The organism is Amaricoccus sp. B4 (assembly GCF_043226085.1).
GTDB lineage: Bacteria > Pseudomonadota > Alphaproteobacteria > Rhodobacterales > Rhodobacteraceae > Amaricoccus.
The window spans coordinates 3,263,333-3,287,371 of the sequence record NZ_CP171225.1; the positions used below are offsets into that span (position 1 = coordinate 3,263,333).

General features: G+C 67.1%; 24 protein-coding genes. 11 read left to right on the plus strand and 13 right to left on the minus strand.

Features of this window, described 5'->3' with window-relative positions; translation table 11 throughout:
* The 4 genes from araD1 to chvE all read right to left on the minus strand — a co-directional run bounded on the left by araD1 (position 1) and on the right by chvE (position 4,839).
* Positions 1-996, minus strand: a complete 996-nt coding sequence (gene araD1, locus ACF66B_RS15730; RefSeq protein ID WP_111430202.1) for an AraD1 family protein — start codon at positions 994-996, stop codon at positions 1-3.
* A 3-nt stretch (positions 997-999) separates the two neighbouring features.
* Positions 1,000-2,211 (minus strand): multiple monosaccharide ABC transporter permease, encoded by a 1,212-nt coding sequence (gene mmsB / locus ACF66B_RS15735; RefSeq protein WP_111430203.1) that lies wholly within the window; start codon positions 2,209-2,211, stop codon positions 1,000-1,002.
* Positions 2,208-3,740 (minus strand): multiple monosaccharide ABC transporter ATP-binding protein, encoded by a 1,533-nt coding sequence (mmsA, locus tag ACF66B_RS15740; protein ID WP_111430204.1) that lies wholly within the window; start codon positions 3,738-3,740, stop codon positions 2,208-2,210. Before mmsA ends, mmsB begins: the two co-directional genes overlap by 4 nt.
* Before the next feature lie 97 nt (positions 3,741-3,837).
* On the minus strand, positions 3,838-4,839 hold the full coding sequence (gene chvE / locus ACF66B_RS15745) for a multiple monosaccharide ABC transporter substrate-binding protein (protein ID WP_392664881.1): 1,002 nt from the start codon (positions 4,837-4,839) through the stop codon (positions 3,838-3,840).
* 255 nt (positions 4,840-5,094) lie between these two features.
* On the opposite strand from chvE, the gene ACF66B_RS15750 reads away from it, so the two are divergent.
* Positions 5,095-6,060 carry a LysR family transcriptional regulator gene (locus ACF66B_RS15750; protein ID WP_111430206.1) on the plus strand — a complete coding sequence of 322 codons (966 nt, stop codon included), beginning with the start codon at positions 5,095-5,097 and terminating at the stop codon, positions 6,058-6,060.
* Between the two features lie 25 nt (positions 6,061-6,085).
* Here ACF66B_RS15750 and ACF66B_RS15755 read toward each other — a convergent pair whose 3' ends face one another.
* The 5 genes from ACF66B_RS15755 to fliL all read right to left on the minus strand — a co-directional run bounded on the left by ACF66B_RS15755 (position 6,086) and on the right by fliL (position 11,346).
* Entirely contained in the window at positions 6,086-8,395 is a 2,310-nt protein-coding gene (locus ACF66B_RS15755) for a hypothetical protein (RefSeq protein ID WP_111430207.1), read from the minus strand.
* Complete coding sequence (gene motA, locus ACF66B_RS15760; RefSeq protein ID WP_111430208.1) at positions 8,395-9,267, minus strand: flagellar motor stator protein MotA; 873 nt, start codon at positions 9,265-9,267, stop codon at positions 8,395-8,397. The genes ACF66B_RS15755 and motA overlap by 1 nt, the downstream gene beginning before the upstream one ends.
* A gap of 207 nt (positions 9,268-9,474) precedes the next feature.
* A complete protein-coding gene (locus ACF66B_RS15765) occupies positions 9,475-10,059 on the minus strand; it encodes a magnesium transporter MgtE N-terminal domain-containing protein (RefSeq protein WP_111430209.1) in 585 nt (194 codons plus the stop codon).
* 3 nt (positions 10,060-10,062) lie between these two features.
* Entirely contained in the window at positions 10,063-10,827 is a 765-nt protein-coding gene (locus ACF66B_RS15770) for a hypothetical protein (RefSeq protein ID WP_111430210.1), read from the minus strand.
* Between the two features lie 12 nt (positions 10,828-10,839).
* Positions 10,840-11,346, minus strand: coding sequence for a flagellar basal body-associated FliL family protein (gene fliL / locus ACF66B_RS15775; RefSeq protein ID WP_111430211.1), 507 nt, complete (start codon positions 11,344-11,346; stop codon positions 10,840-10,842).
* Between the two features lie 154 nt (positions 11,347-11,500).
* Here fliL and fliF point away from each other — a divergent pair, with 154 nt between their 5' ends.
* From fliF to ACF66B_RS15805, 6 genes are all read left to right on the plus strand, one after another.
* Complete coding sequence (fliF, locus tag ACF66B_RS15780; protein ID WP_111430212.1) at positions 11,501-13,114, plus strand: flagellar basal-body MS-ring/collar protein FliF; 1,614 nt, start codon at positions 11,501-11,503, stop codon at positions 13,112-13,114.
* Positions 13,111-13,734, plus strand: a complete 624-nt coding sequence (locus ACF66B_RS15785) for a hypothetical protein (RefSeq protein ID WP_111430213.1) — start codon at positions 13,111-13,113, stop codon at positions 13,732-13,734. The genes fliF and ACF66B_RS15785 overlap by 4 nt, the downstream gene beginning before the upstream one ends.
* 136 nt (positions 13,735-13,870) lie before the next feature.
* A complete protein-coding gene (locus ACF66B_RS15790) occupies positions 13,871-14,107 on the plus strand; it encodes a FliM/FliN family flagellar motor switch protein (protein ID WP_392664883.1) in 237 nt (78 codons plus the stop codon).
* Positions 14,097-14,855: a flagellar type III secretion system pore protein FliP gene (gene fliP / locus ACF66B_RS15795; protein ID WP_111430215.1), complete on the plus strand. Its 759-nt coding sequence runs from the start codon at positions 14,097-14,099 to the stop codon at positions 14,853-14,855. Before ACF66B_RS15790 ends, fliP begins: the two co-directional genes overlap by 11 nt.
* Entirely contained in the window at positions 14,852-15,985 is a 1,134-nt protein-coding gene (locus ACF66B_RS15800) for a FliG C-terminal domain-containing protein (RefSeq protein WP_111430216.1), read from the plus strand. Before fliP ends, ACF66B_RS15800 begins: the two co-directional genes overlap by 4 nt.
* Before the next feature lie 135 nt (positions 15,986-16,120).
* Complete coding sequence (locus ACF66B_RS15805; RefSeq protein WP_111430217.1) at positions 16,121-16,795, plus strand: DUF1153 domain-containing protein; 675 nt, start codon at positions 16,121-16,123, stop codon at positions 16,793-16,795.
* A gap of 6 nt (positions 16,796-16,801) precedes the next feature.
* Here the strand turns inward: ACF66B_RS15805 and ACF66B_RS15810 are convergent, their stop codons facing one another.
* From ACF66B_RS15810 to ACF66B_RS15820, 3 genes are read right to left on the minus strand one after another with little or no spacing between them, the layout of a single operon-like run.
* Positions 16,802-17,392 (minus strand): TIGR02281 family clan AA aspartic protease, encoded by a 591-nt coding sequence (locus ACF66B_RS15810; protein ID WP_392663228.1) that lies wholly within the window; start codon positions 17,390-17,392, stop codon positions 16,802-16,804.
* 7 nt (positions 17,393-17,399) lie between these two features.
* Positions 17,400-18,023: a MarC family protein gene (locus ACF66B_RS15815; protein WP_111430218.1), complete on the minus strand. Its 624-nt coding sequence runs from the start codon at positions 18,021-18,023 to the stop codon at positions 17,400-17,402.
* Positions 18,020-19,882 (minus strand): ABC-F family ATP-binding cassette domain-containing protein, encoded by a 1,863-nt coding sequence (locus ACF66B_RS15820; RefSeq protein WP_111430219.1) that lies wholly within the window; start codon positions 19,880-19,882, stop codon positions 18,020-18,022. The genes ACF66B_RS15815 and ACF66B_RS15820 overlap by 4 nt, the downstream gene beginning before the upstream one ends.
* 138 nt (positions 19,883-20,020) lie before the next feature.
* On the opposite strand from ACF66B_RS15820, the gene ndk reads away from it, so the two are divergent.
* The 4 genes from ndk to recR all read left to right on the plus strand — a co-directional run bounded on the left by ndk (position 20,021) and on the right by recR (position 23,431).
* Entirely contained in the window at positions 20,021-20,443 is a 423-nt protein-coding gene (gene ndk / locus ACF66B_RS15825) for a nucleoside-diphosphate kinase (RefSeq protein ID WP_111430220.1), read from the plus strand.
* Between the two features lie 227 nt (positions 20,444-20,670).
* The gene (locus ACF66B_RS15830; RefSeq protein WP_111430221.1) at positions 20,671-22,458 is read left to right on the plus strand and encodes a DNA polymerase III subunit gamma/tau; all 1,788 of its coding nucleotides are present in this window, start codon (positions 20,671-20,673) and stop codon (positions 22,456-22,458) included.
* A 3-nt stretch (positions 22,459-22,461) separates the two neighbouring features.
* Complete coding sequence (locus tag ACF66B_RS15835) at positions 22,462-22,806, plus strand: YbaB/EbfC family nucleoid-associated protein (RefSeq protein ID WP_111430222.1); 345 nt, start codon at positions 22,462-22,464, stop codon at positions 22,804-22,806.
* 19 nt (positions 22,807-22,825) lie between these two features.
* Positions 22,826-23,431, plus strand: a complete 606-nt coding sequence (gene recR / locus ACF66B_RS15840) for a recombination mediator RecR (protein WP_111430223.1) — start codon at positions 22,826-22,828, stop codon at positions 23,429-23,431.
* A gap of 10 nt (positions 23,432-23,441) precedes the next feature.
* Here recR and ACF66B_RS15845 read toward each other — a convergent pair whose 3' ends face one another.
* Positions 23,442-24,035 carry an ABC-type transport auxiliary lipoprotein family protein gene (locus ACF66B_RS15845; protein WP_111430224.1) on the minus strand — a complete coding sequence of 198 codons (594 nt, stop codon included), beginning with the start codon at positions 24,033-24,035 and terminating at the stop codon, positions 23,442-23,444.
* Positions 24,036-24,039 lie beyond the last annotated feature (4 nt).

The following is a 24,039-nucleotide window of genomic DNA, read 5'->3' on the forward strand; positions in this document are numbered from 1 at the left end:
TCAGAGCGCCCTGATTTCCGTGCGCTCCTGCGTCTCCTCGCGGCGGGGAAAGCTGAGCGGATTGCGGAGGGGGAGCCCGAAGGGCGCCGCCTCGATCTCGAATATGTCGCCATCCGCGCAGGCGATGCCCGCGGCGAAGGACAGTGTTGCGGTCCCGAACATGTGGATGTGCACATCGCCCGGCTGGCGGAAGATCTCGTATTTGAAGTGGTGGTGCTCGAGATTGGCGATCGAGTGCGACATGTTGGCCTCTCCGGACAGGAACGGCTTCTCGAAGGGGATGCTGTTGCCGCGCCGGATGCGGGAGGTGCCTTCGATTGTGGCGGGCAGCTCGCCCACCAGAAGCTCGGGGCCGACCGAGGCGGGGCGGAGCTTGGAGTGGGCGAGATAGAGGTAGTTCTGCCGCTCCATCACGTGGTCCGAGAATTCGTTGGCGAGCGCGAAGCCGAGGCGGAACGGCGTGCCGTCGGTGCCGATGATGTAGATGCCGGCGATCTCGGGCTCCTCGCCGCCGTCCTCTGCGAAGGCCGGGGCGGCAAGCGGCGCGCCGGGCGCGGCGAGAGCCGCCCCCGTGCCCTTGTAGAACCACTCGGGCTGCGCGCCGGCATGGCCGTTGGCCGGCTTGCCGCCCTCGAGGCCGATGCGGAACATCTTCATCGAGTCGGTCTCGTTCTCGGCCTTGGCGCCGGCGTGCATCGCGGCCCGCGTGGAAGCCGAGCCCAGGTGGGTGAGGCCGGTGCCGGTCAGGTGGAGATGCGCCGGGTCGGGGTGCAGCACGGGCGGGAGCAGACGGCCTTCGGCATAGAGGCGTTCGAGATCGGCCGCGCCGTTGAGGCCGAGATCCGCGATCCGCTCGCGCAGGCGCGTGCCGGTGGCGGCGCAGTCGATCGCGAGATCATAGAGGCTTGCGTCGGTCCGGACCTCGTAGGCTTCGGTCCCGTCGCGGGCAACGACCTGTATGTGCCCGTCATCCCTGCGGTATTGCGAGAGCAGCATGGTTCACCCCTTCTTCTTGCTCATGACGTCGAAGATCACTGCGGCAAGCAGGACAAGGCCCTTGATGACCTGCTGCCAGTCGATGCCGATGCCGAGGATCGACATGCCGTTGTTCATCACCCCCATGATGAAGGCACCGACCACCGCGCCGACGATGGTGCCCACGCCGCCCGACATGGAGGCGCCGCCGATGAAGACCGCCGCGATCACGTCGAGCTCGAAGGCGAGCCCGGCCTTGGGCGTGGCGGTGTTGAGGCGGGCGGCGAAGACGAGACCGGCGAGGGCCGCGAGCATGCCCATGTTGGCGAAGGTGAAGAAGGTCAGGCGGGCCGAGTTGATGCCCGAAAGCCGCGCGGCCTTCTCGTTGCCGCCGATCGCATAGATGCGCCGGCCGACCGTGGTGCGGCTCGCGATGAAGGAATAGACCGCGATCAGCAGCGCCATGACGATGAAGACGTTGGGCAGGCCGCGGAAATCGGCCATCAGCCAGCTCATGTAGACGAGCGCGGTGAAGATCAGCGCATTCTTGATCGCGAAGAAGGCGAAGGGTTCGTCGGCGACGCCGGAGCGCGCCTGGTGCCGTCGTGTCCTGACGGCCATCAGCAGCAGGATGGCGGCCACCGCAACGCCGAGCACGAAGGAAAAGAGGTTCATGCCGTCGCCGCCGAGCGGATCGGGAATGAAGCCCGAGGCGATGAGCTGGAACTTGGCGGGGAAGGGGCCGACCGACTGTCCGGCCAGAAGCCAGAGTGTGAGCCCCTTGAAGACGAGCATGCCCGCGAGCGTCACGATGAAGGAGGGAATCTTGTAATAGGCGATCCAGAAGCCCTGCAGCATGCCGATGACGGCCCCGACGCCGAGACAGATGATCCCGGCGACCCAGTAGTTGACGCCCCAGTGCACGATCATCACCGCGGCCAGCGCACCGACGAAGCCGAGCACCGAGCCGACCGAGAGATCGATGTGGCCCGCGACGATGACGAGCAGCATGCCGATCGCCATGATGATGATGTAGCTGTTCTGCAGGATCAGGTTGGTGAGGTTCACCGGCTTCAGCAGGATGCCGCCCGTTGCGATCTGGAAGAAGGCCATGATCGCGATGAGTGCGAAAAGGATGCCGTATTCGCGGATGTGGTGGCGGATGAAGCCCAGGCTGTGACGCAGGACCGAGCGTTGCGGCTCGACATGCTCCGGGTTCGTGGTTGTCTGGGTCATCGGCGGTCCCCGGTCGATCTGATGATGGTGGACATGATCCGCTCCTGCGAGGCTTCGGCCGTGGCCATCTCGCCGACGAGACGGCCCTCGTTCATCACGCAGATGCGGTCGGTGATCCCGAGGAGCTCCGGCATTTCGGACGAGATGACGATGATCGCCTTGCCCGCCATCGCGAGGTCACGGATCACGGTGTAGATCTCGAATTTCGCGCCGACGTCGATGCCGCGGGTCGGTTCGTCCAGAATGAGGATGTCCGGATCGGCGAAGAGCCACTTGGCGAGCACGACCTTCTGCTGGTTGCCGCCCGAGAGGTTCACCGTTTCCTGCTCGATGGATGAGCACTTGATCGCGAGGCGCTTGCGGTAGCGCTCGGCGACCTCGGCCTCCTTGTGCCGGTCGACCACCATCGTGTCGGCGATCGCCTCGAGATTGGCGAGCGGCACGTTGCGCCGGATCGTGTCGTCGAGCACGAGCCCGTAGGTCTTGCGGTCTTCGGTGGCGTAGGCGAGGCCGGCGTTCACCGCGCGGCGTACGGTCGAGAGATCAGCCGGGGCGCCGTCGATCAGCGCCTGGCCGGAGATGTCCCGGCCCCAGGATCGGCCGAAGAGGCTCATGGCGAGCTCGGTCCGGCCGGCCCCCATCAGCCCGGCAAATCCCAGCACCTCGCCGCGGCGGACGTTGAAGCTCACCCCGTCGACCACCTTGCGATCGGCATGGATCGGGTGGTGCACGGTCCAGTCGCGAACCTCGAGGATCACCCCGCCGATCTCGGGCGCGCGCGGCGGATAGCGGTCTTCGAGCGAGCGGCCGACCATGTCGCGGATGATGTCGCCTTCGCTGATGCCGCTTGAGCAGTCGAGCCGCGAGACGGCCGAGCCGTCGCGCAGGACGGTGATGGTGTCGGCGACCTTGGAGATCTCGTTGAGCTTGTGGGAGATGAGGATCGAGGTGATGCCCTTGCGGCGGAACTCCATGAGCAGCTCGAGGAGCTTCTCGCTGTCGGTCTCGTTGAGCGAGGATGTGGGCTCGTCGAGGATGAGGAGCCGGACGTTCTTTGAGAGCGCCTTGGCGATCTCAACGAGCTGCTGCTTGCCAAGCCCGATGTCGTCGACGCGGGTCTCGGGGCGTTCGGCGAGGCCCACGCGGGCAAGCAGTTCAGTGGCGCGGCGGTTGGTTTCGCGCCAGTCGATGATGCCGCGCTCCGCACGTTCGTTGCCGAGGAAGATGTTCTCGGCGATGGAGAGGAGCGGAACGAGGGCGAGCTCCTGGTGAATGATGATGATGCCCTGACGCTCGCTGTCGGCGATGTTGCGGAAGGCCTGCACCTCGCCGTCATAGACGATGTCGCCGCTGTAGGAGCCGTGCGGATAGACGCCCGAGAGCACCTTCATCAGTGTGGACTTGCCCGCGCCGTTCTCGCCGACAAGCGCGTGGATCTCGCCCTCCTCGACGGAGAGGTTCACGGTGTCGAGCGCCTTCACGCCGGGAAATTCCTTCGTGATCCCGCGCATTTCGAGGATCGTGGCCATGCTCAGCCCTTCATTCTGGAAGCGGTCGCCCCTCGCAGAAAGGGGCGGGAAGGCGCGAAGGGGGAGACAGGGGGGAGCCCGACCTCCGCGCCGGAGGTTACTGGATCTGGTCGGCGGCGTAGTAGCCGCTTCCCACCAGGACCTCTTCCCAGTTGGCCGCCGTCACCGGAACCGGCTCCAGCAGATAGGAGGGCACGACCTTCACGCCGTTGTCGTAGGTCGTGGTGTCGTTGATTTCAGGCTCGCCGCCCTGAAGCAGCGCATCGACCATGCCGACGGTCACGCGGGCAAGCTCGCGGGTATCCTTGAAGATGGTGGAATACTGGTCGCCGCGCAGGATCGCCTTGACCGAGGGGATCTCCGCATCCTGGCCGGTGACGATCGGCATCGGCATGTCGCCCGAGCCGTAGCCGACGCCCTTGAGCGAGGAGATGATGCCGATGGAAAGCCCGTCATAGGGCGAGAGCACGCCATTCAGCTGCTGGTCGGTGTAGTTGGCCGAAAGCAGGTTGTCCATGCGGGCCTGGGCGACGGAGCCGTCCCAGCGCAGGGTGCCGACCGTGTCCATGCCCATCTGGCCGGAGGGAATGATGATATCGCCCGAGTCGATCATCGGCTGGAGCACGCTCATCGCGCCATTGTAGAAGAAGTAGGCGTTGTTGTCGTCCGGGCTGCCGCCGAAGAGCTCGATGGTCCACGGCTTCGCATCGGGGAAGCGTTCCTTCAGGCCGTCGACCAGCGTGGTGGCCTGCTGCACGCCCACCTTGAAGTTGTCGAAGGTAGCGTAATAGTCGACGTTGGCGCTGTCGCGGATCAGGCGGTCGTAGGCCACGACGCTGATATCGGCGGCATGCGCATTCTCGAGCGCGTTCGAGAGCGTGGTGCCGTCGATGGCCGCGATAACGAGCACGTTGACGCCCTTGGTGATCATGTTCTCGATCTGGGCGAGCTGGTTCGGGATGTCATCCTCGGCGTATTGCAGGTCGGTGGTGTAGCCGGCCTCCTCGAACTGCTTCACCATGTTGTCGCCGTCGGAGATCCACCGCGCGGACGATTTCGTCGGCATGGCGATCCCGACATAACCCTTGTCTTCCGCCATCACGGAGGGCGCCGCCAGCGCCACGAGTATGGTCGTCGCGAGTACGCGCGAGATGAGTTTCATGAAGTCCTCCCTTTGGCCCGCCGCCCGGCTGCGCATGGGATGCGCGGGATGCCGGGCGATCACTCTTGGCGGGGCGCGCGCGCACGTCTTCGTGAGGCTGACCCCTGCGGCTGCGAGCGTGACAAGGTTAGACATTGCAATCAAATCAGCATATGGATGTAAGATATATCATTTAAAGCATGTTGGCGTTCCATGTCGCAAGACGACTACAAGCGGCGCGACGAACTCGTCCGCAAGGGATTGCGCTTCTCGCAGATCCGCCTGATGGCGGCGCTGGAGGAAACCGGCCAGATCTCGGCGGCGGCGGCCCAGATGGCGATCACGCAGCCGGCGGCCTCGCGGCTTCTGGCCGAGCTCAACCGGACGACCGGCACCGAGCTCTACGAGCGCCATGCGCGCGGCATCATCCTGACCGAGGCAGGGCGGCGCTTCGCGGCCTCCGCGCGCGCGATCCTGCGCCAGCTTGACGATGCCCGCGACCAGATTGCCGAACTGAGCCAGGGGCTGCGCGGCCTCGTGCGCATCGGCGCGGTGACGGGGCCCGCGCTCGAGATCGTCCTGCCGGTCATTCGCGAGCTGCGCGTGACCTATCCGGAGATCGAGGTCGCGGTGATCGTGGATACCAGTGACAAGCTCTCCGAGGCCCTGCTCTCGCACGAACTGGATTTCTATATCGGACGGCTGCTCGCCGATACCGATGCCCGCGCCGTCGAGATGCGCCCGATCGGGCCGGAGCCGGTCGGGCTCATCGTCCGTCTCGAGCATCCGCTGACGCGGAAGGAGGGGGTCAGGCTCGAGGATTGTCTCGTTTATGACTGGGTGATGCAGCCGCCGGGGGGGCTGCAGCGTCGGGCGGTCGAGACATACCTGCTCGAGACCGGCTACCGCCTGCCGCAGCGGGTGTTGGGCACGTCCTCGCTGCTGCTGACGCTCGCGATCATCAGCGAGACCAACGCGATTGCTCCGGTGGCGCGATCGGTCGGCGAGTTCTACACCGCCCGGAGCGGGCTCGGGGGCAATATCCGGCTGCTGGACGTCACGCCCGATCTCGCGGTCTCGACCTATTCGCTCATCCAGCGGCACGGGGAGCGGCCGCCGCCGCCGGTCGCCCGCGTGCTCGATCTGATCGGAAAGCAGATTGCGCGGCTCGGCGGCTAGTGCCGCGCGGGCGGCCGGCGGCGGATCAGTCCTTGGCGAGCAGGGACTGGATGAAGTCTTCGAGCTTGCCCCCGGTCGCGAGCAGGCGGCGCGCGGCATCGAGGCTCGGATCCTCGAGCTGGGGAAGGGGTTCCACAAAGGCCTGATCCGGAGCGAGGGCCGAAGGATCCTCCGAGGGCGGGGGCGCGGCTGTTTCGCCCGTGCGTGTCGCCATGTAGCGGGCCATGGAGGCGCGCTCGGGGTCGGTGACGGCTTCGCCGGCCCGCGGCCAGTCGCCCGAGGGCCAAGCCAGGGAGGCCGCCTCGGCATCGAGCCCCGCGGCGTCGAGCTCCGCCTGCGCCGCGGTGAAATCACCCTCGATGAAGAACGATCGCGCGCGCAGGTCGGCGGCTTCGGCGCCGTCCATGTCCTTGAGCACCCGCCGCACCATCGGCGCATCGCCTTGGGTCAGATAGGCCCGCGCCAGCAGCAGCCGCCCGGCGGCGTCGCGCCCGGCGGCGGGAATGACGATGCTCTGGGCGGCCTTGGCGAGGCCGAGTTCGAGCAGCCTGGATGCGATCTCCTCGCGGGCGGCGTCGTTCTCGGGCATCTCGGAGATGAGATCGCCTGAAGCGAGAATGATCCGGGCATAGGTTGCGGGGCCGACACGCTGGGGGTCGGCGCTCGCGAGGACATGCACCGCGACGCTGTCGAGAAAGGCGTCGGCGGCGGTATCGGCCTTGGCATCGCGAATTTCCTCCACGGCCTCACCGAGATTGCCGCGTGCGGCCAGCGCGCGGGCCAGCAGGGCGCGGAGCGGTGCCTCATCGGGCGTCCGGCGGTTCTCGAGCGCCGCGCTGCGCAGGTCGGTCACGGTGCGGTCGGGAATGGCGAAGTTCTCCACGAGTGCGATCTCGACCATCCGCTCGAGCGCCTCGATTGCGTTGGGTGCGCTGTGCTCGACGAGGCCGGACATGATCCGGATCGCGGGGACAGGTTCGCCTTCGGCGGCCTTGAGACGCGCGGTGACGAGAACGAGTTCGGCCGATGGCGGATCGCCCACGCGCGACAGCGTGTCGAAGATGAGCTGCGCCTCGTGCGGCCGGCCGGCATCAAGGAGGTTGCCGATGAGGTGCGGCCCGATCAGCATGCGCAGATCCGGCGGCAGGTCGGCAAACGCCTCCTGAACCGTTGCAAAGTGATCGGCGTCGCGGAAGGCGGGTGTGGTGCCTGCGACCGCGAGCCACATGCCGTGGCGCCCGGGGCAGATGGTGTCGCGCGAGAGGGGCCCGAACGGCGTGACCGCACGGCCGTCCACGACGCGGGCAAGATCGATCAGCAGCCGCTTGTCCGGGGTCTCGACGTCGAAATCCGTGAGCAGGGTTTCGGCCTCGGCCCCGAAGCCGTAGCGAATGTAGAGCTTGGCAAGCTCGACGACCGCGACCGGATTGACCTGGTCGAATTCGCCGTAGAGCCGCTGGCGCAGTTCGGGCACCTGGTCGAAGAGCGGCTTCGTGGTGCTCCAGTAGCCGATGTCGAGGCGATAGTCCGGCACGCAATCAGGCGGCAGGACGGGTTGTGTCAGGCGGTCCGTCGCACGCGCGCTGTAGCGGTCGAAGACCGTCGTCGCCTGGATCTGGTCGGACGCGAACAGGCCCTCGAGGCCATCGCCGGAGCGCGGCTGGGGCGGCATGGCGAGCGGAAGTGCAGGCGGTTCGCTTTCTTCCGGGGCGTTCGGGAGCGCGGGAGGCGTGGTTTCCGCAAACTCGGGATAGGCTTCGGAGAGGCTTGTCGGCGGGGGGCCTTCGGCGGTTTCCGCCGGGGAGTCCTTGGCGGGCGGCAGCGTGACGAGGCCCTGTTCGGCGGCACGTTCGATCTGGCGCAGGAGGTTTTCCTCGGCGTTGTAGACGAGGGCCGACTCCCGGGCCTCGCGGGCGGCCGGATCTTCGGCCTCGGCCTGGGTCGGGGTGACCTCGGCGGGCGCGGCATCGCGGTCGGCGATATCGAGCGCGAGATACTGCGCGCCGACGAAGGACGTGCTCACCCGGCATTCGCAGTCGAGCTCGACGGTGATGCGCGTGCCCGCCGGGGTGATTTCACTCCTTACGCTGGTGATGCGGGTGCGCGGAATCTTGTCGAAGACGCCGGCGGTGGTGAAGGTGAGCGGCTTGCCGGGAAAGGTCACGACCGCACGCCCGGGGCCGGTTTCGAGAGACCATTCGGTCTGCGGCTCGACCTGCATCACCAGCCGTGAGAAACCGTCATGCTCGCCGCTGCGGATCGCGCCGCCCTCGGCGCCGAACGCCGGGGCGGCGCCGATCATCAGCGCAAGGCCGAGGGGAAGCGCGTGTCGCATCAGGCGGCCATGCTGTGCTTGGAGTCCTTCAGCGCGCCTTCGAGCTCGTCGTAGGAGGGGCGCAGGCCCGCGGGCGTATTCTGGCGGCCCACCTCGACGCAGATGTTGGGCGCATGCTGGTGCAGATAGGCGACCATCACCTCGCGGATCAGGTTGTAGAAATGCTGGTCCTCGTCGATCACCGCCTTCACGCGGGCCGCGAACGGACCGACGAAGCCATAGGCCAGGAACACGCCGAGAAAGGTGCCGACGAGGGCGCCGCCGATCATGCCGCCGAGGATCGCGGGCGGCTGGTCGATCGAAGCCATCGTCTTGATGACGCCGAGAACGGCGGCGACGATCCCGAGCGCGGGCAGGCCGTCGGCGGTCGACTGGAGCGTGTGGGCCGAGTGCAGCGCGCTCTGGTAGCTCGCCTCGATGCGCTTGGAGAGCACCTCCTCGACCTGATGCGGATCGTCGTAGTTCATCGAGGCCGAACGCAGCGTGTCGCAGATGAGCGCCACCCCCTCCTTGTCCTTGAGGATCTTGGGGTAGGCGCCGAAGATCGGCGAGGCCGCCGGGTCCTCGATGTGATTGTCGAGCAGGACGGGGTTCGTGCGGGCAATATGGATGAGCTGGAACATCAGGCAGAGCAGGTCCTGATAATCCTTGGTCTTCCAGTGCGCGCCCTTGAAGACCTTGCTGATGTCCTTGGCGGTTTGCTTGATGCCGTGCGTGTCGTTGGAAATGATGAAGGCGCCGAGGGCGGCGCCGGCGATGGTCATGATTTCGTGGGGTGCCGCGTGCAGGATGATCTCGATCTTGCCCCCGGCGAGCATGTAACCGCCAAAAACCATGGCGAAAACGATGGCGATACCGACCAATCCGATCATGACACTACTCGACTGATAAAGCGCGTTATGCGCGAACTCTTCCTTGGGCGGCTTCTAGCCGATCATCCTTTAAGAAACCTTCAAGCGCCGGGGGTTAGAGCGCAGACGGTTCGGATTGAAGCGGCCCGAAGCCGGGATCTCGCTCCGATGCGTTGCAGGGAGCCGTATCCTCTTGCCGGCCGCGATCTGGTCCGGAATGGTCCTGGTCTACTGGGTCGGCACGGCCGAGTTGCGGCTCGCGATCACGAGTGTCACGGCATAGGCGGCATCGGGCTCCATGCCGGCAAGCACACTCGCGGTGATCTCGGGGCGCATGCGGGCGAGGAGCCCTGCGGCGAAGCTTACGTCCATGCGCTCGAAGATGCGGGCGGCGTCGCCGGGTTTCATGTTCTCGTAGACCGTCGTCATCCGATCGATGTCGCGCTCGGCGGCCTTGTCGGCCTGGGCCAGCGTGCCTTCGAGGTTGCGCTGGGCGGTCTCGAAGGCGGCGAGCTGCTCCTTGAGTTTCTGCTCGGCGACGCTCAGCGCCTGGGCCCGGTCGGCGAGCTGGGCGGCCTTGTCATCGAGCTGGGTCTCGCGATCGCGGATGGCGAGCAGCAGCGCATCGGCCTCCGCCGTTCCGAGCGGGCTGCCCGAAGGATTTTGCGCGATCCCGGAATTGCCCGCCATCGTGCCGAGACCTTCGGCGAAGGCGGGTGCGCTCTCCGCAAGCCGGATGACGGCGGAGCCGACGAAGCAGGCGACAATGAGGCTGAGGCCCCCGATCGCGGGGGCGGAGGTCCGGGCTGCCATCGCTTAGCGGTTTCCTCCTCCAGCGGCTAGGGAGCTCAGGGCTTCCAGCAGGTCTTCCTCGCTGTTGACGGGCTGCAGTGCCGCGCGGTTGCGGAGCGGGTTGCCGAGCGGGGGAAGGGGCCGGGGTTTCGGAAGGTCCACCTCCGTGGTCTCGCGCGGCTTCTGGGGCCGGAGCCGCAACAGGGCTGCCCCCCTGCGCGGCTTCGCCGGCGCTGCGGGGGCCTCCTCGACGGCGGCAACGGTTTCCTGGGGCTGCGGTGCCTCGGGCTCCGGAGCGGCGGCAGGAGTGTCCGCTGTGTCATCGGCCGGTTGCGGCGCCATTGCCTGCGCTGATCTGGGCTCCGCGGCGGGCGCCGGAGCCTCGGGCGCGGCCGGCTGCACGGCGGGGCGTGCAGCGGCGGGTGCGGTGGCGGGAGCCTCCGGTTCCGGCGTGGCAGAGTGGCGCATCCGTTCTCCGGCCTGCGCGATCTGGAAGCGGAGATTGCGCTCTGCGTCCCGCGCCGAATGGGTCACACGCACCAGGGCATCGGCACTGTCCTGGGCCTTGGTGATCAGGCTTTGGAGCTCCTTGCGGCCGGTTTTTTCCTTGTTGCGCGACTCCTCGAGCGTCGTGCGGGCGAGCTCGATCTGGCGCGTCAGTGTCACGATCGCGGCCCCGAGCCCCTTGTCTAGCGATTTGAGATCCTTGACGCGGCGCGACAGCACCCAGCAGTACCCGCCGGCAAAGAGCGTCGCCGCCATCAGGAGGCCGTTCATCAGCAATTCCATTGCGCTGCCTCCTCAGTTGAGAACGAATTCGGTGATGAGCAGATCCCGCACCATGCCATCGCCCGCGACGACCTGGATGCGCCGCAGCATCTGGGCGCGGAGGCGCGCGGCCGAGGAAGGGCTCTCGAGGTCCTTCACGTCCACGGCGCGGAGGTAGGTGTTGAGCACATCGAGGATGCGCGGCATCAAGGCGGCGACCGCCTCGGCCTGTCCGGGGGCGACCTCGAGCTCGCCGGTGAAACGCAGGTTCCGTGCCGAAGCTTCGCGCGGGAGCGAGATCACTATTTGTTCAATCGGCACGAAACTCACCTGCTGGAGCACGGCTTCCACCGCCGCGTGCGGGTCATGCGCCGCTTCCTCCCCGCCACCCTTCGAATCGAGCAGGCCGGAGTAGACCGCGAAAAATCCGCCACCGCCGAGGATCAAGGCGCCAAGAATGCCGAAGATCAGCGGCTTCTTTCCAGAGGGTTTCTTGACGGGGGGGGCAGTCTCCCCGGATTCCAAGGCTGCATCGGTCATGCGGGTTCCGGCGAAAGAATTGGCTGTGTGTCCAGCAATCTAACCGGCTCATCACTAACCAAATGTTAAGCCTGTTCCTCCGAATATCGGCCCTGGAAATGAGCGCCTTACCCTTGCGCCATCCATGGGCCATCCAGAGGAATGTTGATCCGCCGTGCCGACTAAGTTCCAGACTCTGTGGGAAGGCCTCGAGCCGCGCCAGCGCATCGTCGCGATCCTGGCGGTTCTGGCCATCTTTGCCACCATGTTCGGGATCAGCCGCGTCGCAACCGCGCCCGACATGGCTCTGCTCTATTCCGGACTGGACGATTCCGCGGCCGGTGAGGTCGTTGCGGCGCTTGAGGCCGACGGGGTCAAGTTCGACGTGCGCGACAGCTCGATCTATGTCGACCGGGCCGAGCGTGACCGCCTGCGCATGGATCTGGCCGCGGACGGTCTGCCGTCGGGCGGGCCCGCGGGCTACGAGATCCTCGACGGGCTGACCGGGTTCGGTACCACGAGCCAGATGTTCGACGCGGCCTACTGGCGGGCGAAGGAGGGCGAACTTGCCCGCACCATCGTCGCCTCGCCGAATGTGCGTGCGGCGCGCGTCCATATCGCAAATCCGATATCGCAGCCCTTCTCGCGCGCCCAGACCGCCTCCGCGGCCGTCACCGTGACGATGACGAACGGGGCGCTTGACCAGAAGCAGGCCGAGGCGATCCGCTATCTTGTCTCTTCCGCCGTGGCCGGGCTGACGCCCGAGGAGGTTGCGGTGATCGACTCGGCGCGCGGCGTCGTGCTCACCGGCGACGAGGATGAGCTTGCCCGCGCCGGTGTCACCAAGCCGGACGAGCGCGCGGAAAAGCTGCGCAAGAACATCGAGCGCCTGCTTGAGGCGCGCGTCGGCCGCGGCAAGGCGATCGTCGAGGTGAATGTCGATGCCAACATGGACAGCCAGACCATCACCGAACGCCGCGTCGACCCCGACAGCCGCGTCGCGATCAGCTCCGAGACCGAACAGAGCTCGGAGAATTCCACCGGCACCAGCCCCGGCGTCACGGTCGCGAGCAATCTGCCTGACGGGGATGTGCAGGGTGGGGGCGGCGAGAACAACCGGTCCTCGAACCAGCAGCGCGAACGGCAGAATTTCGATGTCTCCGAGACCCGCAGCGAGCGGGTGATCCTGCCGGGCCAGGTCCGGCGCATCAATGTGGCCGTCATGGTCGACGGCATCATCAACACCGCCGCGGACGGCACGCAGCAATGGCAGCCGCGCCCGGCCGACGAGATGGAGACGCTGCGCCAGCTGGTGCAGACCGCCGCCGGTTTCGATGCCGAGCGCGGTGATACCGTGACGATCGAGTCGCTTCAGTTCACCGCGCCACCGGATCAGGGCACGCTGGTGGAATCGGGGCAGGAGGGTTTCCTCAGGGCCTATGGCGCACGGCTGATCCAGGTCGGCGTGCTCGCCGGAATCATCATCGCGCTCATCTTCTTCGTGCTGCGGCCGATGATGAGCCGGCAACCCGCTCCGGTGATGGCCGAGCTTTCCGGCGTCGATCCCGACCTGCTCGGGCGTCCGGAAGGACAGGCCGAGCCCGCGCGGATCACCGCCGAGATGACCGACGAGGCAGCCGACGACATCCTCGACGAGCTGCCCGCCAACAGCCTCAGCAAGATTGACCGGCTTCGCGACGTGATCTCGAGCCGGAGCGACGATTCCGCGCGTGTCCTGCGGAGTTGGATCGAAGCCCCAGAAGGTCAGAAGGAGCCAGCAGGGTCATGAGTAATTTCCGCTTCCCGACATTTTCCCCCGATCCCGAGCCGAAGCCCGCTGTCGTGGAAGACAACACGGCCGAAGAACTGGAGAAGCAGCTTCAGGCGGCCCGTGAGGAAGCCTACCAAGCCGGTTTCATCGACGGCCAGGCCGAGGCGACCGACTCCCATCTCGCCGATCAGAGCCGGCTCACCAGCGAACTCGTCGAGGCGCTCTGCGACGCGGGGATGACCAACGAGGCGGCCCGCATGCACGTGGCTGCCAGCATCGCGCCGCTGATCGAGGCGATCGCCCTTGCCATCGCGCCGAGCCTTGCGGATGCAGGCATGCTCGGCGAGGTCAGCCGGATCGTCAGTGATGCGATCGAGAGCGCGCCGAAGGCCCGCCCGCGCATCCGCTGCGCCCATGAGCTCGCCGTGCCGTTGCAGCGTCTGGTCGAGGAACGCGAGATCTCCGCCGAAATCGAGGAGGCCCCGGAGCTGCTGCCGCGCGAGGCGCAGATCTTCTGGGATCAGGGCTACGACCAGATCGATCTCGACGCCTGCATCGCCCGCATCCGGGAGGTGCTGTCTGCCCATTTTAGTCAGGACAACGGGAGCGAGCAGCATGAGCGACGCGGATACGCATGAGCCGGAGGGGCCGGACGCGGCGGCCCCCGGAGACGAGATCGAGGCGCGCGCAGCGGGCACCGGCCCGGCGGCCGCCCAGGCGCCGGCCGAGCCCGAGGGGCGTGAAAAGCCCGGCAAGGGCCGCTCCGGCGCCTTTCTGGGCGTTCCGATCGAGATCACCATTTCGGTCGGCAAGGCGCGTCCGCTCGTCAGTGAGCTTGTCGAACTGCGCCGCGATTCGGTCCTGTCGCTCGATTCCTCCATCGACGATCCGGTCGAACTCTATATCGGCGACCGGCTGATCGCGCGCGGCGAACTGCAGGAGATCGGGGACGGCTCCGGCCGGCTCGGGGTCCGGTTGACCGAGGTGGCCGACTTCTCGAATGACGTCTGACAGCCTCCCTTTCCGGATCTCACTCCTCGGCGCGTCCGTAGCGTCGGCCGCGATCCTGCTCTGGGCCGGGCCGGCGCTTGCGCAGCAGATCTCGATCGACCTCGGCGACGGGCAATCCTTCAGCCTGCGCACGGTCCAGCTGATCATCCTGATAACGCTGCTGAGCCTCGCGCCGGGGCTCGCGATCATGGTCACCTGCTTTCCTTTCATGGTGACGGTGCTCTCGATCCTGCGGCAGGCGATCGGCGTCACCCAGGCGCCGCCCAACATGATGATCATCAGCCTGGCGCTGTTTCTGAGCTACTTCGTGATGGAGCCGGTCTTCGATGAGGCCTGGACCGCGGGGATCGCGCCGATGGTCGCCGGGGAGATCACGCCGGAGCAGGCGTTCGCGCCGACTATGGCACCTTTTCGCGCCTTCATGGAGGGCCGCGTCGAGCCCCGCACCCTCGAGATCCTCACCGAAGCCGCGCCGCGCCGCCAGGAGACGGCCGACGGCTCGGTGCCGCTTGCAACCCTCGTGCCGGCCTTTCTGCTGAGCGAGATCAAGCGCGGCTTCGAGATCGGCTTCCTTCTCTTCCTGCCCTTCCTGGTGATCGACCTCGTGATCGCCGCCATTCTCATGTCGATGGGGATGATGATGGTGCCGCCCGCCATCGTCTCGCTGCCCTTCAAGCTCGCCTTCTTCGTCGTCGCGGATGGCTGGAGCCTGCTCGCGGGCGCCCTTGTCAGGAGTTACACCCAATGAGCGACGCCGCCACCGTTTCGGAAAACGCCCTTGCCACCGTGCTGTCGCGGGGAGAGCTGGCGCTTGCCCCGCGCGGCGAGGAGCGCAACCGGTTGCCGGCCACGATCGAGCCCAAGCGGCCCGTCAGCACCGAGAGCCTCTCGCAGATCCAGAAGGCCGCGGTCGTGCTTGCGGCCATCGGTCCGGAGCTCGCCTCCGGCTGCCTTCGCGAGCTTGCCGAAGAGGACATGGAGCGGATCGCCCGCACCCTCGGGGCGCTCGGCAAGGTCAGCCAGGACCTGCTCGACGCAGTGATCATCGAGTTTCTTGAAGCGCTGACCACCGGGCTTGAGCTGAGCGGGGGTGAGCGCGTCACCCGAGAGCTGCTCGCCGGCCTCATTCCCGACGACGAGATCGACCGCATCCTCGGCTCGATTCCGGCGGCGAAGGGGCGTGGCGTGTGGGAGCGACTGAACGCAGCCCCGATCAAGGCGCTCGCGGCCTTCCTCGGGGTAGAGCATCCGCAGACCGTTGCGGTCATCGTCACCGAGCTGCGGCCGGAGGTCGCTGCGAGCGTGCTCGGCGAACTCGACCGCAATTTCGCCCAGTCTGTCGTGCTGCGGCTTGCACGCATCCCCTCGATGGACAAGGCGGTTGCCAATGCCATGAAGACGGCCATCGACCGGGATTTCCTCTCGGTGCTGCAGAGCACGCTCAGCAAGCGCCGCCCGGCCGAACTGATCGCGGCCCTGATGAACAACATCTCGAGCGATGTGCGCGAGGGCTTCCTCGGCTTCCTCGAAAGCAAGAACGAACAGCTCGCGCTCGAGGTCCAGCGGACCATGTTCACCTTCGACGACATCGCCACGCGGCTCAACTCTCGCGATGTTTCGAGCGTGCTGCGCGAAATGGACGAGGAAGAGGTGCTCAAGGCGCTCAAGCGCGGCCAGCAGCAGCAAAGCGCGACCGTAGATTTCATCATCTCGAATCTCGCACGCCGTCTCGCGGAGCGCTACACCGAGGATCTTGCCGCCATGCCGCCGGTGCCCGCCAAGGAGGGCGAGGCCGCCCAGATCGAGCTCACCAAGATCATTCTCGAGATGTCGAACCGCGGCACGATTCAGCTGCTCGAGCTGGAATCCGGCGCGTGACATGGCCGCGGCGAAACAGGCGGATTATGGCTTGCGTTTCTCAATCCGCCTGTCAGCGGCCTCCGGGAAGGATATGAGAGGCGCGATCGCGCGCTGGAAGATGAAAACCGGCGCAATCTGTCAGGGACATGAGGCATGACTTTCGACTACCGGTTCCGCAGAGGCGGAGCGCAGCCAGATCGGGTGCCAGCGCCGGGAGATACCGGTCCGCGCCGCCCGATGATCGTCCGCAAGCTCAAGGCGCAGGATGACATGGCCGCGTGCAGGGGCGAGATGCGCCGGAACGAGGCCAGACATCCTGCACCCGAGCCATTGCCCGAACCGGGGGTGCGCTGGACCCGCCAGCGCAAGCACGCGGTGATCCAGGGCATCGAACGCGGGCAGATCGCGGCGGACGAGGCCTGCCGCCGCTATGGTCTTTCCACGGATGAGCTGGCCGAGTGGCGCAGTGCGAGCGCGACGGGTGGCCGGCCGCCGGTGGTCTGGCGCCGGCGGCCGCAGACGGTCACCTCCGGCATCCGGACATTCGGTGCCGTCGAGATCGATCTCGATGCCGGGACGGTCCATATCGATGGCACGGTCCTGCCACTCTCGCCGTCGGAATGGCGTGTGCTGCAGGTCTTCGCCGAAGCCGATGGTGCGGTGGTGACGAGCGCGATGGTGATGGGCGCACTCTATTCGGGGCTCGACAAGGTCGCGACTCCGAAGATCGCCGATGTGCTGGTCTGGCGCCTGCGCCGCAAGCTTGGTGACGAGGCCCGAAGGCTCGTCGCAGTCTGGGGGCGCGGCTTCCAGCTCGTCCCCGACTGAAGCGCCTCAGCGCACGAGCCGCATCGTATCGCCCGAGATCTCGATCCGGGCGAAGTGGCGCAGATAGCTCATCCCGAGCAGCGAGGAATGCAGATCCCCGCCGCTGACTGACGCCCGCACGTTGCGCTCGGTGAAGGGGCCGAGCGAGACAGTGCGGAGCACCACGGGCGCAATCGCAACCGGCCCGTTCGCCGTGCGCGCCCGGCCGCTATAGTCGAGCGCCTCGGCGCCGATCCCGATCCGGGCCGCATCGGCACGGCTGAGCACGATCTGGCTCGCGCCGGTATCCACGACGAGGGTGACGGGCACGCCATCGAGCGCGAGGGTCGCTCGGAAATGGCCGTCGGTATCGCGGCGGAGTTCGACGGTGTCCCCGCTCACCTGCATCGCCGTTCGCGGCATCAGCTCTCGCCAGATCACGTCGCGGAAACCGTAGGCGATCACCGCCATCGCGAAGATCAGCACCCAGACCAGCACGTCACGCAACGTGCGCCCAAGCGAACGGCGCGCGGTGAAGAAATATCCGGCCACGAAGACGAGCAGGAGCGAGAGATAGGCGAGGCGGGCGATCGTGTCGGGATCGTCCAGCACGGCCACGCGCGGCTCAGCCCGGAAGCAGGCCGAGATCCCCGAGCCCGTTCAGGACGAACTGGACGGAAAGCGCGGCGAGCAGGATGCCGAGAAGCCGGGTGACGACCACGATACCGGTATGACCGAGGACGCGCTCGATGACCCCACCGAGGCTGAAGAGCACGAAGACCACCGCAAGAACGAAGAACAGCACGCCATGGATCGCCGCAATCGCGGCATAATCGCCCTGTACCTGGCTGGTGAGCAGCACCATGGTCGCAAGCGAGGCGGGCCCCGCAAGCAGCGGCATTGCCAGAGGAAACACCGAAGGATCGGGCGGCGCCTCGTTCGACTGCTTTTCGCGCCGCTCGCTTCGCCGCTCGAAGAGCATTTCGACCGCGATGAGGAAGAGCAGCAGCCCGCCCGAAATCCGGAATGCCGGCATCCCGATGCCGATGACGCCGAGCACGGAGTCGCCTCCGAGCCCGAAGAGCGTCAGCAGGCATCCGGCAATCACGATTGCGCGGATGGCGATCTTCCGGCGCTCGGCCTTGCTCATGCCGCTCGTGAGGGTCACGAAGATGGGGGTCGAGCCGATCGGATCCATCACGACGAAGAGCGTGACGAAGGTCGTGAAGAGCAGATCGGTCGAGATCATGCCTCGCTCCCCGCGGCTTCCAGGCGTTCGAGGGCCGCCATCCAGAGCTCTTCCGCGCGAGAGAGCCCGTCGATCACCTCCGCGCGCTTCTTCTGGAGCTGCGCGATCTTCTCGGTGTCGCCGCGATCATAGGTCATCGGGTTGGCGAGCCGCGCGTCGATCGTCTCGCGCATCTCCTCGAGCTTGGCGACACGCGCCTCGCATTTCGCGACCTCCGCCCGGAGCGGTTGCAGTTCCGAGCGCGCGGCGCGCGGCCGGGCCTTCGGCTTCGTCTCGTTTCGCGCGCCGCCGTTGCCGCTGCGCTCACCGAGCAGGAGCCGCCGGTACGCCTCCATGTCGTCGTCGAAGCTCCTCACCGCGCCGTCCTTCACCAGCCAGAGCCGTTCGGCGACCAGCTCGACGAGATGCGGATCGTGGCTGACGAGGATGACAGCGCCGCCATATTCCGTCAGCGCCTGCACCAGCGCCTCGCGGCTCTCGATATCGAGATGGTTCGTCGGCTCGTCGAGGATGATCATGTGCGGCGCATCGAGCGTCGCGAGCAGAAGCGAGAGGCGCGCCTTCTGCCCGCCCGAGAGCCGTCCGACCTCGGTCACCGCCACATCCGCTCCGAGACCGCCCGCCGCGAGCCGGCCGCGCAGCTTGGCCGGGGCTTCGTCAGGGCGCAGCCGCTGGAGGTGCTGGAGCGGTGTCTCGTCGAGATGCAGCTCGTCGACCTGATGCTGGGCGAAATAGCCGACACGCAGCTTCGAGGAGGCGATCTTGCGCCCCTTCATTGCCGGAAGCCGGTCCGCGAGCAGCTTCGAGAGCGTGGACTTGCCCTGGCCGTTCGCACCGAGAAGCGCAATGCGGTCGTCTTGGTCGATGCGGAGGTCGAGCCCCTTCAGCACCGGGCGTCCGTCGTAGCCGATCGAGACGTCCTCCAGCCGGATGATCGGCGGCGAGAGCTCCTCGGGCGTGGGGAAGTTGAAGGCCGCCACCTCGGTCTCGACCACGCCCGCGATCGGTTTCATCCGCTCGAGCGCCTTGATGCGGCTCTGGGCCTGACGGGCCTTCGACGCCTTGGCGCGGAACCGGTCGACGAAGGACTGCATGTGCTCCCGCGCGGCGTCCTGTTTCTTCTTTGCCGCCATCTGCTGCTCGAGGCGTGCGCGCCGCGTGTCGTCGAACGTGTCGTAATTGCCCTGGTAGAGCGTGAGCTTGCGATCGGAGAGATGGAGGATCGCACCGACCGAGCGGTTGAGCAGGTCACGGTCGTGGCTGATGACGAGCACGGTATGCGGATAGCGCGCAAGGAAGGTCTCGAGCCAGATCGTGCCCTCGAGATCGAGATAGTTGGTCGGCTCGTCGAGCAGCAGGATATCGGGCCGGGAAAAGAGCACGCCCGCGAGCGCCACCCGCATCCGCCAGCCCCCCGAGAACTCGGAGCAGGCGCGGGCCTGCGCGGCGCTGTCGAAGCCGAGCCCGTTCAGGATTGCGGCCGCGCGCGCCTCCGCCGAGTGCGCCTCGATATCGGCAAGCCGCATCTGGATCTCTGCGATCTCGGTGGCATCGCGCGTCACCTCGGCACGCGCCATCAGGCTGGCGCGCTCGGTGTCGGCGGCCAGTACCGTGTCGAGCAGGCTCTCGTTCGTCGCGGGCGCTTCCTGCGCCACGCCGCCGATCCGGGCGCGGGACGCGACCTCGATCTCTCCGGCGTCGAGCGCAAGCTCACCGCGAATCAGCCGAAAAAGGGTCGTCTTGCCGGTGCCGTTGCGCCCGACGAAGCCAACCTTGTGCCCGGAAGGGATCATGGCCGAGGCGTCCTCGAAGAGACGCTTGCCTTCCAGTGTGAATCCGATATTCCTGAATGCCAGCATGAAGCCGATTTGGCTTGCGCCATGAGGCTTGTCAACAACAGCCCGCCTGTGGCGCGCCGCGCTGCAGCAGATTCTCCCTTCCCCGGCCTTCGCCCGCGTGCTACCTGCCCGCCCGAACAACAAGGGACGCTACATCTCATGGCGATTCAGAAAACCTTTTCGATCATCAAGCCGGACGCGACCCGGCGGAACCTGACCGGTGCGATCAACGCGAAGCTCGAGGCTGCCGGCCTGCGCATCATCGCCCAGAAGCGCATCCATCTTTCGCTGGCTCAGGCCGAAGCCTTCTACGCGGTCCACAAGGAACGCCCCTTCTTCGCCGAACTGACCAAGTTCATGAGCTCCGAGCCGATCGTGGCGCAGGTTCTCGAGGGCGAAGACGCCATCGCGAAGAACCGCGAAGTCATGGGCGCGACCAACCCGGCTGATGCCGCGGACGGCACCATCCGCAAGGAATTCGCGCTTTCGATCGGCGAGAACTCGATCCACGGCTCCGACGGCCCGGACACGGCCGCGACCGAGATCGCCTATTTCTTCTCCGGCCTCGAGCTGGTCGGCTGAGAGCTGCTCCGGCGCCCTCTGCCAGCCGCCAAGGCATGAGGCAGAGCGCCTGAATACCCCCCGCGCGCCGCGCGAGGAGCAACGCCCGCCTCCCGGAGGCGGGCGTTTGCGTTTGAGGCCCTTCCGGCATTGAAGCTGCCGTCTTCCGGCCCGGGTTGCGGGTCTGCCCTTGCTCCGGTCTTCGCGCCCGCCTAGGGTGCGGCAAACGAGCAACTCCCGGATCCCCCTTGAGCGAGCAATCCGAGCCCGCACCGTATCGCGTCCTCGCACGCAAATATCGCCCCGAGACCTTCGCCGACCTGATCGGCCAGGAGGCGATGGTACGCACCCTCCGCAATGCCTTCGAGGCGGGCCGCATTGCGCATGCCTTCGTGCTGACCGGCGTGCGCGGGGTGGGCAAGACCACCACGGCCCGCATCCTCGCCAAGGGCCTCAACTGCACCGGACCGGATGGCACCGGCGGGCCGACCATCGAGCCTTGCGGTGTCTGCGAGAACTGCCGGGCGATCTCCGCGGGCCGACATGTCGATGTGCTCGAGATGGACGCGGCCTCCCGCACCGGCGTGGGCGACATCCGCGAGATCATCGACTCGGTCGCCTTCCGCGCGGCCTCGGCGCTCTACAAGGTCTACATCATCGACGAAGTGCACATGCTCAGCACCTCGGCCTTCAACGCGCTCCTGAAGACGCTGGAGGAGCCGCCCGAGCATGTGAAGTTCATCTTCGCCACCACCGAGATCCGCAAGGTTCCCGTTACGGTGCTCTCCCGCTGCCAGCGTTTCGACCTGCGCCGGATCGAGCCCGAGGTGATGATGACGCATCTCTCCGGCATCGCGGCCAGGGAAGGCGCCGATGTTGCCGGGGACGCGCTGGCTCTCGTGACCCGTGCGGCCGACGGCTCGGTGCGCGATGCGCTCTCGCTCCTCGATCAGGCGATCGCCCACGGCGCGGGGGAGACGACTGCCGATCAGGTGCGCGCCATGCTGGGCCTTGCCGACCGTGGCCGGGTGCTCGACCTCTTCGAGAGCGTGATGACGGGCGATGCTCGCGCCGCGCTCGCCGAGCTTTCGGCGCAATATGCTGCGGGGGCCGATCCGCTCGCCATCCTGCGCGATCTGGCCGAAGTGACGCACTGGGTCTCCATGGTGCGGATCACGCCCGAGGCGGCGGACGATCCCACCATCGGCCCGGACGAGCGCGCCCGTGGCATCGAGTTCGCGGGCAAGCTCGGCATGCGCGCGCTCACCCGGATGTGGCAGATGCTGCTCAAGGCGCTCGACGAGGTCGCGACCGCTCCGAATGCAATGATGGCGGCCGAGATGGCGATCATCCGCCTCACCCATGTCGCGGATCTGCCGAGTCCCGAGGATCTCGTGCGCCGGCTGACCTCTGGCGAGGCGGGGCAGGGCGACGGGGCACAGCCCGGGCCGGCCGGCGGCGGTGGCCGCGGGACCCAGATGGCGGTCCGCGCCGGGGCCGTTTCCGCCCAGGCCGCGCAGCCGCGGGGGGAGGCGCGGCCCGTTCCCTCACAGGAGATCACGGCGCTTGCCCGCTACGCCACCTTCGACGATGTCGTGGCACTTATCCGCGCCCGGCGCGACATGAGCCTGCTCATGGAGGTCGAAACGGGCGTGCGGCTCGTCTCCTACACGCCCGGCCGCATTGAATTCGAGCCCTCTGACGTTGCCGAACCCGAGCTTGCCTCCCATATCGGCCAGAAGCTGCGGCTCTGGACCGGGGTGCGCTGGGGGCTCTCGGTCGTGAGCTCCGGCGGGGCGCCCACCATAGCCGAGACGCGCGCGGCCCATCGCGAGGATCTCTTTGCGAAGGCCGGCGAGCATCCGCTGGTGCTGGCGGCACTCGCGGCCTTTCCGGGCGCGAAGATCAAGGATGTCCGTCCGGCCGATGCGCTCGAAACCGGCGGGCAGCAGGAAGCTGAACGCGCCGCGCTCGATGCGGAGCTCGAAGAGGAAGACGATTGGGATCCCTTCGATCCCTTTGCAGAAGAGGAGTGAACCATGCTCAAGGGGCTGGGACAGCTGGGCGACATGGCCAAGCTGATGAAGCAGGCGCAGGAAATGCAGTCGAAGATGGCCGAGGCGCAGAACCGCCTCGACGAGATCAAGGTGGTGGGCGAAGCCGGCGCCGGTCTCGTGAAGGTCACCGCCAACGCCAAGGGCGCGATCATGGGTATCGATATCGATCCCTCGCTCTTCAGCGCCGAGGACAAGGAAGTCGTCGAGGATCTGATCGTTGCCGCGATCCAGGACGCGCAGCTCCATGCCCAGACCGCGGCACAGGAAGAAATGGGCAAGGTCACCGAGGGGATGAACCTGCCTGCGGGAATGAAGCTCCCGTTCTGATCCGAAGGCGCGACAGGCGATGACGGGCGAGGCGGATGGCGCCGCGATCGAGCGGCTGATCGGGCTGATGGCGCGTCTGCCCGGCCTTGGGCCGCGCTCGGCGCGCCGGGCCGTGCTCGCGATGGTCCGCCGCCGCGCCGTGCTGCTCGATCCCCTGTCGGAGGCGCTCGCCGAGGTCGCCGCCACGGTGCGTGAATGTGCGACCTGCGGTAATATCTCGACAGCCGAGACCTGCGCGATCTGCCGCAATCCGGCCCGCGCCACCGGCGAGATCTGCGTCGTCGAGAACGTCGCCGACCTCTGGGCGATGGAACGTGGCGGGCTCTTCCGCGGCCGCTATCATGTGCTGGGCGGGGTGCTTTCAGCTCTCGACGGCACGGGACCCGAGGCGCTGCGCATTCCCGATCTGGTCCGGCGGGCGGGCGAGGAGGGCACGCGCGAGGTGATCCTCGCGCTCAATGCCACCGTCGATGGCCAGACCACCGCCCATTACATTGCCGACCAGCTGGAACCGCTTGGCATCCGCCTGACCTCTCTGGCGCAGGGGGTGCCGGTCGGCGGCGAACTCGACTATCTCGACGACGGCACGATTGGCGCAGCCCTTCTCGCCCGCAAGACGCTCTGAGCCCGCCTGCTCAGGAAGCGGGTGCGCTCCGCCCGGCGATGCGTGCGGCAATCTGATCGGCGAGTGTCTCGATCGCGCGGGCATGGGCGGCGGCAAGCCCGCCATAGCCCGCGCCCTGCGGCGGCACGTTGATCCGAAAGCGCTCCGAGGCGAAGATGCTCCCCGTGCTCGAACGCACGATGAAATACTGCCCCTCGAAATCGACCCCGCCGCCTTCGGAACCGATGAGGCGATCGGCGGCGACATCCACCCGCAGGTCCGGATCCGTGCTGAAACCGGGCCAGGGATCGGGCGTCACCTGGGTGCCAAGCCGCGCGGCAAGCGCTGCGGCGAGATGCCGGGTGAGGGCCCGGCGCGGTTCGTCCGCCCAGCTTACGCCACGCTCCAGCTTGAGCGCGCCGTTTTCCTGCAGCGCCGCGATCTCCAGCGCATCGGCATAGCTCGGCAGGCTGATTTCCGTCACCACGATGCCCGAGACGGGCGCGGGATACTGTACCGGGGGCCGCGCTTGGGCGGGCAGCATGTAATAATCCGGACCGGAGCCGCAGGCTGACAGAAGCAGCGCGAGCGCGGTCATGGCTGAGCCGAGCCTCATGAGACCCATCCGG

Bases quoted from the DNA above. Each gene is read 5' to 3' on its own strand.
- araD1 (WP_111430202.1), bottom strand. From the start codon at position 996: ATGCTGCTCTCGCAATACCGCAGGGATGACGGGCACATACAGGTCGTT.
- mmsB (WP_111430203.1), bottom strand. From the start codon at position 2,211: ATGACCCAGACAACCACGAACCCGGAGCATGTCGAGCCGCAACGCTCG.
- mmsA (WP_111430204.1), bottom strand. From the start codon at position 3,740: ATGGCCACGATCCTCGAAATGCGCGGGATCACGAAGGAATTTCCCGGC.
- chvE (WP_392664881.1), bottom strand. From the start codon at position 4,839: ATGGCGGAAGACAAGGGTTATGTCGGGATCGCCATGCCGACGAAATCG.
- ACF66B_RS15750 (WP_111430206.1), top strand. From the start codon at position 5,095: ATGTCGCAAGACGACTACAAGCGGCGCGACGAACTCGTCCGCAAGGGA.
- ACF66B_RS15755 (WP_111430207.1), bottom strand. From the start codon at position 8,395: ATGCGACACGCGCTTCCCCTCGGCCTTGCGCTGATGATCGGCGCCGCC.
- motA (WP_111430208.1), bottom strand. From the start codon at position 9,267: ATGATCGGATTGGTCGGTATCGCCATCGTTTTCGCCATGGTTTTTGGC.
- ACF66B_RS15765 (WP_111430209.1), bottom strand. From the start codon at position 10,059: ATGGCAGCCCGGACCTCCGCCCCCGCGATCGGGGGCCTCAGCCTCATT.
- ACF66B_RS15770 (WP_111430210.1), bottom strand. From the start codon at position 10,827: ATGGAATTGCTGATGAACGGCCTCCTGATGGCGGCGACGCTCTTTGCC.
- fliL (WP_111430211.1), bottom strand. From the start codon at position 11,346: ATGACCGATGCAGCCTTGGAATCCGGGGAGACTGCCCCCCCCGTCAAG.
- ACF66B_RS15785 (WP_111430213.1), top strand. From the start codon at position 13,111: ATGAGTAATTTCCGCTTCCCGACATTTTCCCCCGATCCCGAGCCGAAG.
- fliP (WP_111430215.1), top strand. From the start codon at position 14,097: ATGACGTCTGACAGCCTCCCTTTCCGGATCTCACTCCTCGGCGCGTCC.
- ACF66B_RS15800 (WP_111430216.1), top strand. From the start codon at position 14,852: ATGAGCGACGCCGCCACCGTTTCGGAAAACGCCCTTGCCACCGTGCTG.
- ACF66B_RS15805 (WP_111430217.1), top strand. From the start codon at position 16,121: ATGACTTTCGACTACCGGTTCCGCAGAGGCGGAGCGCAGCCAGATCGG.
- ACF66B_RS15815 (WP_111430218.1), bottom strand. From the start codon at position 18,023: ATGATCTCGACCGATCTGCTCTTCACGACCTTCGTCACGCTCTTCGTC.
- ACF66B_RS15820 (WP_111430219.1), bottom strand. From the start codon at position 19,882: ATGCTGGCATTCAGGAATATCGGATTCACACTGGAAGGCAAGCGTCTC.
- ndk (WP_111430220.1), top strand. From the start codon at position 20,021: ATGGCGATTCAGAAAACCTTTTCGATCATCAAGCCGGACGCGACCCGG.
- ACF66B_RS15835 (WP_111430222.1), top strand. From the start codon at position 22,462: ATGCTCAAGGGGCTGGGACAGCTGGGCGACATGGCCAAGCTGATGAAG.
- recR (WP_111430223.1), top strand. From the start codon at position 22,826: ATGACGGGCGAGGCGGATGGCGCCGCGATCGAGCGGCTGATCGGGCTG.
- ACF66B_RS15845 (WP_111430224.1), bottom strand. From the start codon at position 24,035: ATGGGTCTCATGAGGCTCGGCTCAGCCATGACCGCGCTCGCGCTGCTT.